Source organism: Staphylococcus gallinarum, from assembly GCF_029774255.1.
Taxonomy (GTDB): Bacteria; Bacillota; Bacilli; order Staphylococcales; family Staphylococcaceae; genus Staphylococcus; species Staphylococcus gallinarum.
Map to the genome: position 1 here is coordinate 410,768 of NZ_CP069082.1, position 15,493 is coordinate 426,260.

The following is a 15,493-nucleotide window of genomic DNA, read 5'->3' on the forward strand; positions in this document are numbered from 1 at the left end:
ACCCCTTTTTAACTCAACTTAGGGAGTTTACTTTAATATGCTAGATGATTCACTAAAAAAGGTAATGATTTTTTTATATAGTCTTCTGCGGAAACGGTGCTAGTTTCAAACCAATGTTTCGCAATACCGTATAATCCCCAAGCAAGAAACCTCGCACTAGATGCAAGCATTTCACGATCTTGATTTGGGTTGCTATCTTCAATTAATGTAAGAAAGATATCTTCTAATTCTTCTTTGACACGTTTCTCAACAACTTCTCCATATGCTTTACTATTTAACTTACATTCATTATGTGTTTCCTCAATATAGCTAGTTATTTTAATAAAGAGCGTGTGTAAAGTGGATTCATCTAATTTCTCAGCAATATCTAATGTTTCATTTAGATTATTGAGTATTGTCTCAGAAATAGTGTAATCCATGATGTCATATTTATCATAAAAATGCGCGTAAAATGTTGCTCTGTTCACTGTAGCTCGATCGGTAATATCTTTCACGGTAATGGCATGTATTTTTTTCTCTTTAGCAATTTCACGAAATGCGTTCATCAACAGACTTTTCGTTCTTGATACACGTGGATCTGTATATGTGGTTGGCATTACTTGTGCATCTCCTCTACTTAATACTTTATTATAAGCATATAAATTATCTATGCTAGTTAAAATTATGTCAACGTGAATAATTGATATGGCGTTAAGATCTAGTTAATTAAAAGTGGTGTAGTCCTACATAAACAGTCTGATTTTATATGAAACGAATACAGAATTAATTAACGTCTGCTTGCTTTTCCTTAATAAAGGTACTCATAAAACTATAAATACAAATACCTAGTGTGATCAAGACAATACCAATAAGACTAATCATGTCTGGTAGTGGAAGGCCCAAGAAGAGCATTTCTCCTATTAAGGTAAAGATAATTTCTGTAGCCTGCGTAGATTCAACTGCTGCCAGGGTAGCTTGGTTATCCTTGACCATATTTGTAGCATAGAAAAATAAAGCGGTCGCAATGATACCTGAAAAAATAGCTACTGAAAAGGTTTGTAAGACCTGACTTGAAGAGGGTAACCCATTTGTTAAGACGCCAATTAAAAATATGATGATCCATATTGGCAGTGTAACAAAGGTCATCCCGTAGATACGTTCAATCGTAGTGAGTTCATTGTCAACGAGTTCCATCATTTTACGATTACCCAAAGGATAACAAAAGGCAGCTAGAACCAATGGTACAACGGACAAAATAAATGTTTGAGTTTGTATATTAGAAATTTGTGGAATTTGTATTAATATCACGCCAAAAATCATAATACTTGAAGTTGCAAGTGATCGCCAAGATATTCGTTCTCTAACCTTTATAATTTGATTATTATATTCGATGAGTTCGTAGAATAATGGTGCTAATAATAAGCCACAAATAATTGTTAATTGCCACGTTGCTGAAATGAGCCACCCTGGGCTAAAGTTTGATACGAAAGTGATAGGTATGTAAAAGAAGACAAATCCCAAGGTGCTCCAAATGAGCCAATAGATGTAGTGCGCTTTAATATGTTTGATAATAACGTTGTGACGTTTTTGTATCCAGACAAATATAAAAAGAAATGGAAACATGAATATAAAGCGTAAAGATGAACTGAAAAGCCAGCTACCACCTGAATCTGACATTGCATGATTTAAGATAAAGGTAACAGAGAAAAACATTGCCCCCAAAATGCCAATTAATATTGCTTTCATGTTATTCCACCTTCCTAAAAATTTTTTAATAATTTTAATTTAACAGTTTTTTAAATATTGGCAAGGGTAAACTATTATTGTATATTGTTGTATTTTTTAATCATTAACAATAATAAAAACCTAATATGTTAGGAGAAATTAGATACTCTGAATGGGACATAGTATGATTAAAGAGTATAATTTCAAATTTAAGGGGTTGGAATTATGGCTGATCAACTAAAGAGAGAATTAAGTAACAGACATATTCAATTGATTGCAATTGGGGGAGCAATCGGTACAGGTTTATTTCTAGGTGCAGGACAGTCGATTCATTTAGCTGGTCCGTCTATATTATTGACTTACATAATTGTTGGATTTGCATTGTTTATGTTTATGAGAGCGATGGGAGAGATGTTGCTTTCTGATACGAAATTTAATTCATTCGCAGATATTACAAATGAATATGTAGGATCACTTGCAGGTTTCATTACAGGTTGGACATATTGGTTAACATGGATTATCTCTGGTATGGCAGAGGTTACAGCGGTGGCGAAATATGTATCTTTTTGGTTTCCACAAATTCCCAATTGGCTATCGGCTTTTTTGTGCGTACTCCTATTGATGTATTTCAATTTATTGAGTACACGATTATTTGGTGAACTAGAATTCTGGTTTGCATTGATTAAAGTAGGTACGATTATCGCGTTGATTATTGTGGGATTGGCCATGGTTATTATGGCTTACCAAACACCTTATGGTACATCTTCATTTTCTAACATATATGCACATGGTGGATTGTTTCCAAATGGTGCTGCTGGTTTCTTTATGTCTTTCCAAATGGCGATATTTTCCTTTTTAGGAATTGAGATGATTGGTATCACTGCAGGAGAAACTAAGAATCCACATAAGACACTTCCTAAGGCAATCAACAGTGTTCCCTTTAGAATTTTATTGTTCTACATTGGGGCAATTGCTATTATTATTTCAATTGTGCCATGGAATAAACTTGATCCAGAGGATAGTCCGTTTGTTAAATTATTTGCGCTTGTAGGTATACCATTTGCAGCAGGAATCATCAACTTTGTGGTATTGACTGCAGCAGCCTCAGCTTGTAACAGTGGCATATTTGCTAATAGTAGGACGTTATTTGGCTTGGCAGATAGACAACAAGCACCACCAAGTTTTCAGGTAACAAATAAGAAAGGTGTACCGATCACTGCGATTTTAATTACAAGTTCATTTTTATTTATTGCAGTGTTATTGAATTATTTTATTCCTAATGCGACAACCGTCTTTGTCTATATTAGTACTGTATCAACAGTGTTGAATATATTTTTATGGACCTTAATTACCATTGCATACTATAGATATACAAAGCAAAGACCTGACCTGCATGAGCGAAGTAATTTTAAATTACCAGGTGGTAGTAAAATGGCAGTGTGTATCATCGTATTCTTTATCTTTATATTTGGTATTTTATTGGTGAATCCGGAGACTAGAATCGGTGTGTTATTAGCGCCATTATGGTTGATAGTCCTAGCGTTGATGTATCGACAATATAAAAAGCATACACGACAAAGATGATGCCTCAAGTTTGAAATCGTACGATATAATCCTGTGATTTGGAGTGAAGGAAAATGACTAAAAAAATTATTATGGATTGTGATCCGGGCCATGATGATGCAATTGCATTAATACTTGCAGGAGCCAAGCAAAGTCCATTAGATATCATAGCAGTTACGACTGTTGCAGGTAACCAATCTGTTGAAAAGAATACTAATAATGCTTTAAATGTATTGGATATTATGGGCCGGTTAGACATTGAAGTGTCTGTTGGTGCATCTCGTCCGTTAATAAAAGATGCGTCATTTGCATCAGAGATACATGGTGAGACTGGATTAGACGGACCCAATTTACCTAAAGTACCTGCATTAAAGCCGACGACTATGCATGCTGTAGATACAATAATTGAAAAAGTGAGCCACAGTGATACCAAAGTGACCATTGTAGCGACGGGACCATTAACAAATATTGCTATGGCAATGAATAAGGAACCTAATATTGTACAAAATATCGAATCTATTACAATTATGGGGGGCGGTACATTCGGTAACTGGACACCAACAGCAGAATTTAATATTTGGGTTGATGCCGAAGCGGCGAAACGTGTATTTGAAAGTGGTGTGATGATTAATGTGTTCGGTCTAGATGTCACACATCAAGTGCTGGCAACAGATGAAATTATCTCACGCTTTAAAGGTATTGATAATGAAATTGCCCGTTTTGTTGTTGAGCTACTTGAATTTTTTAAATCCACATATAAGACACATTTCAATATGGATGGTGGACCCATACATGATGCTTGTACAATTTTATATTTATTGCAACCCGAATTATTTACGATGCAATATACGAGAATCGATATTGAGTGTCAAAGTGATTTAACTTATGGCACAATGTCGGTAGATTTAAATGATATTACACAAAAGGAAAAAAACGCCAATTTTGCGATAGCTGTTGATGTAGATGACTTGTGGGATTTAGTTGAAAATATTTTACAAAGTTACAATAAATTATAATAAATGCGCTATTGTTAGATTAATCACTAGATTTAAGATAATGAGACAGAGCTTTATAAAACGATTCCTTCAATGGTAATGGTTTTATAAAGCTTTTTATTTATGCTGTTATTTGGTAGATACATCATTGCAGCATATAGATATATTATTTTTATGTGAGCGTTGTGTAAACGAATTATTCGCATTCATGTTGATGAGTGCGTATACTAATTACACAAATTTATTATTTAAGAGGTGTTACCTTTATTGAAGAAATTATTAAAATACTTAGCTATTTGTATCGTGATTGTAGGAGCGATAGTATTTTTTGTACAATATAATGAAGAAATTAAACAAACCGTGACTAAATTATATACTAATCAAAGTCATGAACCAGAAGAGTCAAATAATGACTTTGAAGCACTATTTAATCGTAGTAGAGAAACAGAAACTTTTGGTGAATATCAATATAGTGATTTCGATGGTAAACATTATGGCATTGACTACGATTTACCTGAAGATACACCAGTTAAAGCAGTGACCGATGGCGTTGTGACGAGAACCTTTAATAATAAATTAGGTGGAAAAGTCATACAAATTCAAGAAGATAATGGTAGATATCATCAATGGTATATGCATTTGAATACATTTAAAGTAGCGAAAGGTGAACGTGTGAATGCAGGTGACACCATTGCGCTCTCTGGTAATACTGGTGAGCAAACGACAGGTTCGCATCTTCATTTTCAAAGAATGAAAGATGGGGTGGGCAATCAATTTGCAATAGACCCCAAATCTTTCATAGATAAATTACCTAACGGCGAAAAGAGTTTGTATGAATTGTAACCGACTGAATGGGTTGTATTGTAATGTAGTATACGCTACCGATAGGATTGTGAATATATATGCTAAGATAATGCCTTGAAGCGTATTAGCTCAATAAAGATTGAAGTACAACGGCTTGATTATGTTGAGTATCTTTGGCGCCGAATAACAAGACGACCGGTTTATCACTTTCATCAACCCATTGTTTTAATTGTTTAAATGCTTTAGCTTGGTCGTCATTATCAGTTAATTCTTGTTGGTATTTCGATTTGAACTCTGTGAATTTTTCTGCATCGTGATCGAACCATTTTCTTAACTCTGTAGAAGGTCCAATATCCTTTAACCAATGGTCGATCTTAGCTTGTTCTTTAGAGATGCCTCTTGGCCATACACGATCTACTAATATGCGTAATCCAGTTACTTGTTGATTTTCACTTTCATCATAAATACGTTGAGTCTTGATTGACATTAAAATCACTCCTGTTTTAAAAATATATCACTTTCATCATTGCCAATAGCTGTAAATTAAAAACATCGTAGTTTGAAGTTATTTTTTAGAAAAAGGGTAAAATAAAGAAAAACAGGAGGTTTTATGATGAATAAGTTTGATCATGTGCAGCCACCGAAAACGTATCAATATAGAACGAATAATGTGTTAATCAGAAATAGTTTCCAATTTCAGTGTGATAATAGAATTTATTTTTCTGAAACATTGCATAAAGATTTAAAAAATCAGCTATATCGTTTTAATGTAGAGATATTATCACCTATTGATGATTATGGGTTGGCATTAGATTTTAATGTTGTAGACAAATTATATGATGAACACATTAAACCTTTTTTAGCAAATCAGTTATTAAATGACACATTACCAGCTATGAATACGACTGCAGAAAATATTGCGTTTTGGATTTGGGAACAGTTTGAGCAATACCTTCCAAATGGAAATACACTTTATAAATTAGAGTTTTACGAAAACGATCGCCAAGGGCTTGTATTGACTGAAGCATTCATGCAGTAACATGAAGTAGATTTAGCGTATCGTTTTCAAAATATGATGGAATTTATAGATAATGCAAAATTAAATGACTAAAACAAAAATTAATATTCTGAAAATTTGGAAAATATGATATATTAAGTACCTACTACAACTAAGGAGGAACTTCTATGATCAAGGTAAGTCCAAAACAGTTTATTAATAATGTATTATCAGGCGTGGCAATCGCAATTGTGGCCGGACTGATACCGAATGCAATTTTAGGAGAATTATTTAAGGTTTTTGCACCGAAATATCCCATCTTTCAAACGTTATTGCAAATTGTTGAAAGTATACAATTTACAGTACCAATCTTGGTAGGTGCATTAATAGCAATGCGATTTAAATTATCACCTTTAGCGACAGCCGTAGTAGCAAGTTCGGCATTTATTGGTAGTGGTGTTGCGCAATTTAAATCAGGTACATGGGTATTAATGGGTGTAGGTGATTTAATTAACACGATGATAACTGCAGCTATTGCAGTGTTTATTATATTAGTGATTGGTGAGCGTTTTGGTAGTCTCACGTTAATCATATTACCAACTTTTGTTGGAGTTATTGCAAGTTTGTTAGGTGTTTTATTGTTACCTTATGTGAAAATGATTACCACAGGTATAGGGAATTTGGTGAATTCATTTACAGAACTGCAACCTATTTTAATGTCTATGTTAATCGCACTTGTATTTAGTTTTATTATTATTTCACCTATATCAACCGTTGCAACTGCATTAGCAATAGGTATTAGTGGTTTAGCAGCTGGTTCAGCTTCACTTGGAATAGTGGCATGTGAAGCAGTACTTGTTGCTGGGACTGTTAAGATCAATAGAGCAGGTGTGCCGATTACTATATTTTTAGGTGGCGTTAAAATGATGATTCCTAATATGGTGCGTCATCCCATCATATTATTGCCTATTTTTACTACTGCTTTAGTCACAGGTTTTGCCGGAGCACTTATCGGCATTGGCGGTACTAAAGAATCTGCTGGATTTGGTATTATTGGACTAGTCGGTCCAATTAGTGCATTTAGGTTTATGGAACATTCACCACTATTGAGCCTGTTGATGGTATTTATTGCATTTTTTGTAGTGCCATTTACAATTGGTTATATTATTAATACCTTCTATATGAAAGTATTGAAATTATATGATCGAGATATTTTTAAATTCTTAGCATAATGAAAATAATTTAAAATACAGCTTAATAAAGTTAACAATTAATTGAGTCGTCTACAGGAGTAATAAAACCTGTAGACGATTTTTTCGGTAAAATTAAAGTTGAATACCGTCATGAAAGTAATAGATAGTTAGCGATTGAATTTTCAGAAAAAACAAAAATTACAAATTTTGCCCCAATAAATATATTTTTTAACGGTTTGTATTATTACAAAAGTATTACAGAAAGGATACTTGTAATAATTCAGAAAATAGTCTCAATGTGAAAAAAGTAGTAAATTACACTGTTATAACAACATTTTACATTAAATGTTAGCGTTATCTTTGATAGTTTATGCGTAACAAAACAAAACAAAAAGATTGCAATGTTACATAATGAGCTTGCTTTTGTAAAGTTTTGTTATATACATGTAATATAAAAACGAGAAATTTATGGTATATTATTTGTGGTCAAAAAATTAGACATAAATTTTAAACAATATTAGCAGATACGATAATTTTATTAACGAAAATATAATTTACTTTTAGAAAAGAATTAAATTTGGAGGATTTTTTTATTATGAAGAAAACAATTTTAGCATCATCTTTAGCAGTAGCATTAGGTGTAACTGGATACGCAACTCAAGCAGATCAAAATCAAGCGCACGCTTCTGAGCAAAACATCGACAAAGCACACTTAGCAGAATTAGCTCAAAACAACGCTTCAGAATTAAACGAAAAACCATTACACGCTGGTGCTTACCACTATGACTTCGTATTAGGCGGATTCGAATATAAATTTGATTCAGATGGTCAATCATGGTCTTGGAGCTATGACGTTGCAGGTTCACAAAGTGCATCTACAAACGTTTCATCAAACTCAGCTCAACAAGATGTAAGTGCACAAGCATCTACAAACACTAACGAAAAATCATCTAACGAAGTAAGTTCACAACAACAATCAAGCAATGTAGAAGTTCAAGCAGTTGAAGCTCCTAAAGCTTCTTCAAACTCAAACGTTCAAACTGCTCAAACAAGCACTGCAACTAAAGCATACGAAGCTGCAAAAACACAAGCTGCTTCAACTGGTGGATCAGTTAAAGCTCAATTCTTAGCTGCTGGTGGTACTGAAGCTATGTGGAATACTATCGTATTACCTGAGTCAAGCGGTAACCCAAATGCTGTTAACGAATTAGGATACAGAGGTTTAGGTCAAACTAAAGAATCTTGGGGAACTGGTTCAGTTGCTACTCAAACTCAAGGTATGATCAACTATGCTAAAGAACGTTATGGTTCAATCGAAGCTGCATTAGCTTTCCGTTCAGCTAATAACTGGTGGTAAGATTTAATTAAATAATTAAATGATTCAACACTATATATAGAGCGACTCTTTAGAGTCGTTCTTTTTTTACATTGACAAGTTTGAATATTCTGATAAAATAATTAGTAATTTAATATGAAGCAACTTATCTAGAGAAGTTGAGGGAATTGGCCCGATGATACTTCAGCAACAGACGTGATTGACGTACTGTGCTAAATCCAACAAGCAATATTTGTCTTGAGAGATAGGTGACATATGATATGACTATATGCCGCTGAACTTCGGTATATAGTTTTTTATTTAAGGAGGGCAGTTTTATGGTAATGTCAGAAAGATTATCTCAGATACCTGACAGCTATTTTGGGAAGACAATGGGACAAAAAGTAGAACATGGCCCCTTACCATTAATTAATATGGCAGTGGGTATACCTGATGGAGAAACACCTAAGGGCATTTTAGATTGTTTTAGTAAAGCAATACATATACCAGAGAACCAAAAATATGGTGCATTTCATGGAAAAGATACCTTTAAACAAGCGATAGTTGATTTTTATCAACGTCAATATCAAGTAGCGTTAGATAAAGAAGATGAAGTATGTATTTTATATGGAACAAAAAATGGTTTAGTTAATTTACCGCAGTGTATTGTTAATCCAGGAGAAAATGTGTTGTTGCCTGACCCAGGATATACAGATTATTTAGCTGGCGTAAAATTGGCTGATGCAATTCCGGTACCACTGGTATTGAATTCTCCGGATTATTTACCTGAATGGGATAAGGTGGCACAGTCAGTCTTAGATAATACTAAATTGATATATTTAACTTATCCAAATAATCCTACGGGATCAGTTGCGACACAAAATGTATTTGATGAAGCTATAAAGCGTTTTAAGGGGACAAAAACTAAAATTGTTCATGATTTTGCATATAGTGCCTTTGGTTTTGATCATAAAAACCCGAGTATATTGCAATCACCACAAGCCAAAGATGTAGCGATTGAAATATTTTCACTATCTAAGGGCTATAATATGTCAGGATTTAGAGTTGGTTTTGCAGTAGGTAATAAAGAGGTGATTCAGGCGCTCAAAAAATTCCAAACACACACACATGCAGGCATGTTTGGTGCGTTACAAGATGCTGCAACATACGCTTTAAATCATTATGATACATTTTTAGAGGAACAAAGTGCTACCTTTAAACGCAGGAGAGATCTTTTTGAAGCAAAATTGGCTGAAAAACACATTCCATTTGAACCAATGAAGGGTGGTATATTTTTATGGTTAGCTACTCCGGAAGGTTATGATGGTGAGCAATTTGTTAAGTATTTATTAGAGGAGCAATCTATTTTAGTAGCTCCTGGCATCCCATTTGGCGAGCATGGGCGTAATTATGTCAGAATTTCACTAGCATTGAATGATGCACAACTATTAGAAGCAGCTAATCGTTTACAATCATTAAGTGCTTTATATCATAAAGAAGGAAGTGTCTGCGATGACAAAAATTAAATTGTTTGGTGTAAGAGAGGAAGATATTCCTTATATTGAAGCGTGGTCAGCACAACATAAAGTATCTGTAGATTTAGATAGTCAATTATTGACTGAATCCACGGTAGATAGTGTCCGAGGCTTTGATGGCGTGTCTGTATCACAACAAATCCCTCTGCCCGAAGTGGTTTACAAAAAATTGAATGAGTTTGGAATAAAACAAATTGCCCAAAGAAGTGCGGGGTATGATTGTTATGATTTTGAATTGGCGAATAAGTATAATTTAATCATTTCAAACGTACCTTCATATTCACCTGAGTCAATTGCAGAGTATACTGTGTCCCAAGCATTAAATTTGGTGAGAAACTTTAATGATATACAGCAAAAGACCGCAGAACAAGATTTTCGCTGGCAACCTGCCATCTTATCGCGCTCTATTAAGGATTTAACAGTAGCAGTGATTGGTACAGGACGTATTGGTAGTGTAGTTGCGAAAATATTTGCAAATGGTTTTGGTGCTAAGGTAATTGCGTATGATATTGTGAAAAATGAACAATTACAATCTATCGTGAGTTATAAAGATACAATTAAAGAAATAGTGGAAGTAGCTGATATTGTTACGGTGCACGTGCCAGCAAGTGATGAAAATCATTATTTATTTGATGAATCATTATTTAATAGTTTTAAAGAAGGTTCAGTATTTATAAATTGCGCTCGTGGGTCGATTGTGAATACCCGTGCCTTAATTGAAGCTATTGATAAAGGTATTATAAAGGGTGCAGCATTAGATACATATGAGGCTGAAAAGGGTCTATTTCCTAGTGATCAACGTGGTGTCACATTAGAAGATGAATTATTACGTTCACTTATTGAACGTAAAGATGTTATTTTATCTCCGCATATTGCTTTCTATACGGATGCTGCTGTTGAAAATTTAATAGTTGATGCTTTAGATGCAACTATTGAGGTATTACAAACAGGAGATACATCATTACGTGTAAATTGATTATAACAAAATAGAGGCTCATATCATCAACGCACTTTGATGATATGAGCCTCTATGATTGTGCTATTTTACATCATATCCTTGATCTTCAATAGCCTCTTTCATGTTATCTGTTGTAACTTGTGTTTGATCGTAATCGACTGTGACATTTCCAGCCTCAAGATTTACTTCAGCAGTTGTAACACCATCTAGATTTGTTAGTGCTCCTTCAACAGCTTGTTTACAATGATCACAACTCATACCTTCTACTGCAATGATTTCTTTAGCCATAACATTCACCTCCTTATAAATTTTTATATAGGGTTAACTATAGTTTCATTCTTTTTAAACGTAAAGCATTTGTTACTACACTGACTGAACTTAATGCCATTGCTGCGCCAGCAATCCAAGGAGCTAATAAGCCTAATGCAGTAATAGGAATACCTGCTACATTATAACCCAATGCCCAAAATAGGTTTTGACGGATATTACGGATAGTATATTTACTTGCCTTTATGGCTTTAGGTATTAACAATAAATTGCCTCCCAGGATAGTAACATCTGCTGCTTCAATAGCAACTTCGGTACCTGTACCTATTGCAATACCTATATCTGCTTGTACTAGAGCAGGTGCATCATTTACACCATCTCCTACCATAGCTACTTTATGCTGATTTGTTTGTTGAATTTCTGCAATTTTTGCTGCCTTTTCTTCCGGTAATACTTCCGCAATAACGGCATCTATATTTACTTGTTTAGCAATAGCATGAGCTGTACGTTCATTGTCGCCTGTTAACATGACGACGTTGATGCCTAAATCATGCAATGCTTGAATTGCTTCTCGTGCATTTGATTTCACAGTATCTGCAACGGCAATTATGCCATTAATTTGATTATCGACAGCTACAAACATAGCAGTATGACCAGCTGTCTCGTAGCGTTGTAATTGTTCTATTTGCTCAGTTGTATCAATATTATATTCTGTCATTAATTGTTGATTACCTGCTAAGATATGACGATTATGAATGATAGCTGAAATACCTCTGCCAGGTATAGAAGTGAAGTGTTCAGGCTCTAACAATTTAATATCGTTATTAACAGCATGTTTCACTATAGCATCGGCTAATGGATGTTCGGATCCATTTTCTGCAGATGCAAGTAATTGTAGCGTCTCGCTATTACCATTGAATGCAGTGACTACTGGTTGACCATTTGTAATTGTCCCAGTTTTATCTAAGACTACAGTATCAATTTCATGTGTTCGTTCAATATGCTCTCCGCCTTTAAATAAGATGCCATGTTCAGCAGCTTTACCAGTTCCTACCATTATAGAAGTAGGAGTAGCAAGACCTAATGCACAGGGGCAGGCGATGACTAATACTGCAATAGCAGCAACGAGCGCAGGTTCAAATTCACCAGGTTGTACAAGTGTAATCCAGAAAATAAATGTGAGTAAAGCAATGGCTACAACAATTGGTACAAAGTAACCAGATATAATATCTGCGAGTCGTTGGATAGGAGCTTTAGAACTTTGGGCAGCTTCTACAGTTTGAATAATATTCGATAAAGCCGTATCCTTGCCGATTTTTGTTGCTTCAATAGTAATGGAACCATGTTTATTCATCGTTGCACCTATGACAGTATCATTCACATTCTTTTCAATTGGAATTGATTCACCAGTCAGCATAGATTCATCTATTGATGTTGTTCCTTTAATTATTGTACCGTCAACGGGTATCTTTTCTCCTGGCTTGATAACTAAATAATCGCCAACTTTGACTTCGTTTAATGGAACCATGATTGTTGTGTTATCTCTGATGATTCGTGCTTCTTTAGCTTGTAAGTTGACTAATTGACTTAATGCATTTGTTGTCTGTGCTTTAGCGCGTGTCTCTAAATACTTACCTAATAATATTAGTGTGATTAATATTGCACTTGTTTCAAAATAAAGATGCGGAGTGATTTGTGGTTGAATTAACCATTTAATCATTTCATAGATACTATAAAAATAAGCAGCGCTTGTACCTAAAGCAACAAGTACATCCATATTTGCTGATTTGTTTTTAAGATTTTTATAGGCACCAACATAAAATTGCCATCCAATAATGAATTGAACAGGTGTTGCAAAGACGAACTGGAACCAAGGGTTCATTATAATATGTGGTAAAGGAATGCCGAATAAATGAACGAACATTGTTAGTAATAAAGGAACGGTTAGGATAGCTGAAATAATCAGTTTGAATCTTTTTCCCTTTAATTCTTGTTCCTTTCTAGATGCTTTTTGTGTTTCATCTTGTTTAGTCTGTGCATCATAACCAATCTGTTGTATTCTGCTTATTATATAATCGACCGTAACAGTGTTAGGGTTATAGTCGATAGCACCACTTTCTGTAGTGAGATTAATACTTGCGTTACTTATGCCATCCATACGATTTAATACCTTTTCGATACGATTTGAACAGGCTGCACAAGTCATCCCGATAATATCTAAATCAGTGTGTTCAGTAGACACGCCATAACCAGTTTTTTCAATGCTTTCAGTAATTTGTGTTTCAGAAGTGCTTTGTGGGTCGTATGTTATGGTTGCTTTCTCTGTCGTTACATTAACATTTGCAGTAACATCATTGAGTTTATTTAAGTTCTTCTCGATACGATTTGCACAAGCTGCACAAGTCATCCCTGTAATATCATAGGTCGTTGTTTTTTGTTGTGACATAATATAAACCTCCCTTTTTATTTTATGTATCTTGGAATATTAATGTCCGGTAGTAGAGCAAATCATTTATCTACAATATACCCCCTACCCGTATATATGTCAATGATTAAGATTTAAAAAAGCCAATGCGCAGTAAATACATGCGCATTGGCTTTTGTGTGAAATAACGGCTTATAATAAATGTTGATGATTAATTTCTGTAAGTTCAGTAACTATTTTTTTACTATCTTTATTTAAATGTTGAACATATACGGTATTGTGCTTTTTATTATAATTTTCAACGAGTGTATCAATAGCATTAACTGCAGAATCATCCCATAAGTGTGCTTGTTGGAAATCTAAATATATTGTCTGATGTTTCAAATCTAAGTCTAATTGATTCATCATTGTATCTATTGATACAAAGAAAATTTGACCTGAAATTTTATAATAAATGGTTTGTTCATGTGTCTCTTGTTCAACTTTAACCTTAGATATTTTAGTGGCAAAGCATAATGCACTAACAATGACTCCGACAATGACGCCTAAAGCTAAATTATTAGTCAACAACACAATAGCGACTGTTAAGATCATTACAAAGGCATCTGTACGAGGTGCACGTTTGATAAATTTGAATGATTTCCAATCAAATGTTCCGACTGAAACCATAACCATGATTGCAGCGAGAATAGGCATTGGAATTTGTACTACCCAATCACCAAAGACAATAATTAAAATGATTAAAAATACTCCGGCAGTAAAGGTAGAAAGACGCGTTGTAGCACCAGAACGTACATTAATAACGGATTGACCTATCATGGCACAACCGCCCATAGAACCAAAAAAGCCTGTTATAAAGTTTGCGATACCTTGTCCGCGTGATTCTTGATTTTTATTACTATACGTATCAGTTGCTAAGTCAACAATACGAGCTGTAAGCAAGCTCTCAACAAGTCCAACAATAGCCATAGATAATGAATAAGGTAATATGATTTTCAAAGTTTCAAAGGTGTAAGGTACATCTGGTAAAAGGAAATGTGGTAGTGTACGTTTAATATCACCTAAGTCTCCGACTGTTTTTACATCGGCATGTGTATAAATCGAAATGACAGTTAACAACACAATGGCAATAAGTGGAGCGGGTATTGTGTTAAAAACGCGTGGTAATAAGTAAATAATCAGTAAGGTAATGATGACAAAGATGTAAGTTGGAATAGATATACCAAAGATATGTTTAATTTGCGTAGTAAATATCATAATGGCTAAAGCATTGACAAAGCCAATCATGACAGAATTTGGTATGAATTTCATCAAATGTCCGACCTTTAATATGCCGAATATGACCTGAATAAGACCCATTAATATAGTGGCAGCAAGTAAGTATTGTAATCCGTAATCTTTAACTAACGGAACGACGACTAGGGCGACGGAACCTGTAGCTGCAGAAATCATAGCAGGTCGACCGCCTACAAATGAGATGACTACTGCAATAATAAAAGATGCATAAAGACCGACCATTGGATCGACTCCAGCTATAATTGAAAAGGAAATTGCCTCTGGTATTAAAGCTAAGGCAACAACAATACCTGCTAAGATATTTGTCCCTGGTGCAGTTAACCATTCGCTTTTTAATTTAGTTAGCATTTATATACTCCTTAATAATATTTTAACTAAATTATTATAACATAGTATTTTAAGTGCAAAGTTATTAAAATTCAATGTAAAGTATAATTGAAT

At 34.3% G+C, this 15,493-nt stretch carries 14 protein-coding genes and 1 riboswitch; of the genes, 8 read left to right on the forward strand and 6 right to left on the reverse strand.

What is annotated here, in order from left to right; all coding sequences use genetic code 11:
- Window positions 1–32 precede the first annotated feature (32 nt).
- Together JN168_RS01695 and JN168_RS01700 are read right to left on the reverse strand one after the other, a co-directional pair.
- Window positions 33–596, reverse strand: coding sequence for a TetR/AcrR family transcriptional regulator (locus tag JN168_RS01695; protein WP_042740385.1), 564 nt, complete (start codon window positions 594–596; stop codon window positions 33–35).
- 166 nt (window positions 597–762) lie between these two features.
- Window positions 763–1,725 carry a DMT family transporter gene (locus tag JN168_RS01700; protein WP_232139574.1) on the reverse strand — a complete coding sequence of 321 codons (963 nt, stop codon included), beginning with the start codon at window positions 1,723–1,725 and terminating at the stop codon, window positions 763–765.
- Window positions 1,726–1,929: 204 nt separating this feature from the next.
- Here JN168_RS01700 and JN168_RS01705 point away from each other — a divergent pair, with 204 nt between their 5' ends.
- The 3 genes from JN168_RS01705 to JN168_RS01715 all read left to right on the forward strand — a co-directional run bounded on the left by JN168_RS01705 (window position 1,930) and on the right by JN168_RS01715 (window position 5,105).
- Window positions 1,930–3,288 carry an amino acid permease gene (locus tag JN168_RS01705; protein WP_042740383.1) on the forward strand — a complete coding sequence of 453 codons (1,359 nt, stop codon included), beginning with the start codon at window positions 1,930–1,932 and terminating at the stop codon, window positions 3,286–3,288.
- 53 nt (window positions 3,289–3,341) lie between these two features.
- Window positions 3,342–4,283: a nucleoside hydrolase gene (locus tag JN168_RS01710; protein ID WP_232139575.1), complete on the forward strand. Its 942-nt coding sequence runs from the start codon at window positions 3,342–3,344 to the stop codon at window positions 4,281–4,283.
- A 246-nt stretch (window positions 4,284–4,529) separates the two neighbouring features.
- Window positions 4,530–5,105: a M23 family metallopeptidase gene (locus tag JN168_RS01715; protein WP_042740381.1), complete on the forward strand. Its 576-nt coding sequence runs from the start codon at window positions 4,530–4,532 to the stop codon at window positions 5,103–5,105.
- Between the two features lie 85 nt (window positions 5,106–5,190).
- Here the strand turns inward: JN168_RS01715 and JN168_RS01720 are convergent, their stop codons facing one another.
- Window positions 5,191–5,553, reverse strand: coding sequence for a DUF488 domain-containing protein (locus tag JN168_RS01720; RefSeq protein ID WP_042740380.1), 363 nt, complete (start codon window positions 5,551–5,553; stop codon window positions 5,191–5,193).
- Between the two features lie 126 nt (window positions 5,554–5,679).
- Between JN168_RS01720 and JN168_RS01725 the strand changes: the two genes are divergently transcribed.
- The 5 genes from JN168_RS01725 (at window position 5,680) to JN168_RS01745 (ending at window position 11,082) form a co-directional block, all read left to right on the forward strand.
- On the forward strand, window positions 5,680–6,105 hold the full coding sequence (locus JN168_RS01725; protein ID WP_042740379.1) for a 6-pyruvoyl trahydropterin synthase family protein: 426 nt from the start codon (window positions 5,680–5,682) through the stop codon (window positions 6,103–6,105).
- 146 nt (window positions 6,106–6,251) lie between these two features.
- Window positions 6,252–7,295, forward strand: coding sequence for a PTS sugar transporter subunit IIC (locus JN168_RS01730; RefSeq protein WP_042740378.1), 1,044 nt, complete (start codon window positions 6,252–6,254; stop codon window positions 7,293–7,295).
- Window positions 7,296–7,851: 556 nt separating this feature from the next.
- Window positions 7,852–8,613, forward strand: a complete 762-nt coding sequence (locus JN168_RS01735) for an aggregation-promoting factor C-terminal-like domain-containing protein (RefSeq protein ID WP_042740377.1) — start codon at window positions 7,852–7,854, stop codon at window positions 8,611–8,613.
- 121 nt (window positions 8,614–8,734) lie between these two features.
- A riboswitch (SAM riboswitch) is annotated at window positions 8,735–8,843 on the forward strand.
- A gap of 66 nt (window positions 8,844–8,909) precedes the next feature.
- Window positions 8,910–10,097, forward strand: coding sequence for an aminotransferase class I/II-fold pyridoxal phosphate-dependent enzyme (locus JN168_RS01740; RefSeq protein WP_042740376.1), 1,188 nt, complete (start codon window positions 8,910–8,912; stop codon window positions 10,095–10,097).
- Window positions 10,084–11,082, forward strand: coding sequence for a D-lactate dehydrogenase (locus tag JN168_RS01745; RefSeq protein WP_042740375.1), 999 nt, complete (start codon window positions 10,084–10,086; stop codon window positions 11,080–11,082). Before JN168_RS01740 ends, JN168_RS01745 begins: the two co-directional genes overlap by 14 nt.
- Window positions 11,083–11,145: 63 nt before the next feature.
- Here the strand turns inward: JN168_RS01745 and copZ are convergent, their stop codons facing one another.
- The 3 genes from copZ to JN168_RS01760 all read right to left on the reverse strand — a co-directional run bounded on the left by copZ (window position 11,146) and on the right by JN168_RS01760 (window position 15,400).
- Window positions 11,146–11,352, reverse strand: a complete 207-nt coding sequence (gene copZ / locus JN168_RS01750; RefSeq protein WP_042740374.1) for a copper chaperone CopZ — start codon at window positions 11,350–11,352, stop codon at window positions 11,146–11,148.
- A gap of 37 nt (window positions 11,353–11,389) precedes the next feature.
- On the reverse strand, window positions 11,390–13,777 hold the full coding sequence (locus JN168_RS01755) for a heavy metal translocating P-type ATPase (RefSeq protein WP_279526122.1): 2,388 nt from the start codon (window positions 13,775–13,777) through the stop codon (window positions 11,390–11,392).
- Between the two features lie 171 nt (window positions 13,778–13,948).
- Entirely contained in the window at window positions 13,949–15,400 is a 1,452-nt protein-coding gene (locus JN168_RS01760) for a SulP family inorganic anion transporter (protein WP_042740372.1), read from the reverse strand.
- Window positions 15,401–15,493 lie beyond the last annotated feature (93 nt).

What these genes read in the sequence shown, in the direction of transcription:
- JN168_RS01695 (WP_042740385.1), bottom strand. Translation starts at nt 596, where the DNA reads ATGCCAACCACATATACAGATCCACGTGTATCAAGAACGAAAAGTCTG.
- JN168_RS01700 (WP_232139574.1), bottom strand. Translation starts at nt 1,725, where the DNA reads ATGAAAGCAATATTAATTGGCATTTTGGGGGCAATGTTTTTCTCTGTT.
- JN168_RS01705 (WP_042740383.1), top strand. Translation starts at nt 1,930, where the DNA reads ATGGCTGATCAACTAAAGAGAGAATTAAGTAACAGACATATTCAATTG.
- JN168_RS01710 (WP_232139575.1), top strand. Translation starts at nt 3,342, where the DNA reads ATGACTAAAAAAATTATTATGGATTGTGATCCGGGCCATGATGATGCA.
- JN168_RS01720 (WP_042740380.1), bottom strand. Translation starts at nt 5,553, where the DNA reads ATGTCAATCAAGACTCAACGTATTTATGATGAAAGTGAAAATCAACAA.
- JN168_RS01725 (WP_042740379.1), top strand. Translation starts at nt 5,680, where the DNA reads ATGAATAAGTTTGATCATGTGCAGCCACCGAAAACGTATCAATATAGA.
- JN168_RS01730 (WP_042740378.1), top strand. Translation starts at nt 6,252, where the DNA reads ATGATCAAGGTAAGTCCAAAACAGTTTATTAATAATGTATTATCAGGC.
- JN168_RS01735 (WP_042740377.1), top strand. Translation starts at nt 7,852, where the DNA reads ATGAAGAAAACAATTTTAGCATCATCTTTAGCAGTAGCATTAGGTGTA.
- JN168_RS01740 (WP_042740376.1), top strand. Translation starts at nt 8,910, where the DNA reads ATGGTAATGTCAGAAAGATTATCTCAGATACCTGACAGCTATTTTGGG.
- JN168_RS01745 (WP_042740375.1), top strand. Translation starts at nt 10,084, where the DNA reads ATGACAAAAATTAAATTGTTTGGTGTAAGAGAGGAAGATATTCCTTAT.
- copZ (WP_042740374.1), bottom strand. Translation starts at nt 11,352, where the DNA reads ATGGCTAAAGAAATCATTGCAGTAGAAGGTATGAGTTGTGATCATTGT.
- JN168_RS01755 (WP_279526122.1), bottom strand. Translation starts at nt 13,777, where the DNA reads ATGTCACAACAAAAAACAACGACCTATGATATTACAGGGATGACTTGT.
- JN168_RS01760 (WP_042740372.1), bottom strand. Translation starts at nt 15,400, where the DNA reads ATGCTAACTAAATTAAAAAGCGAATGGTTAACTGCACCAGGGACAAAT.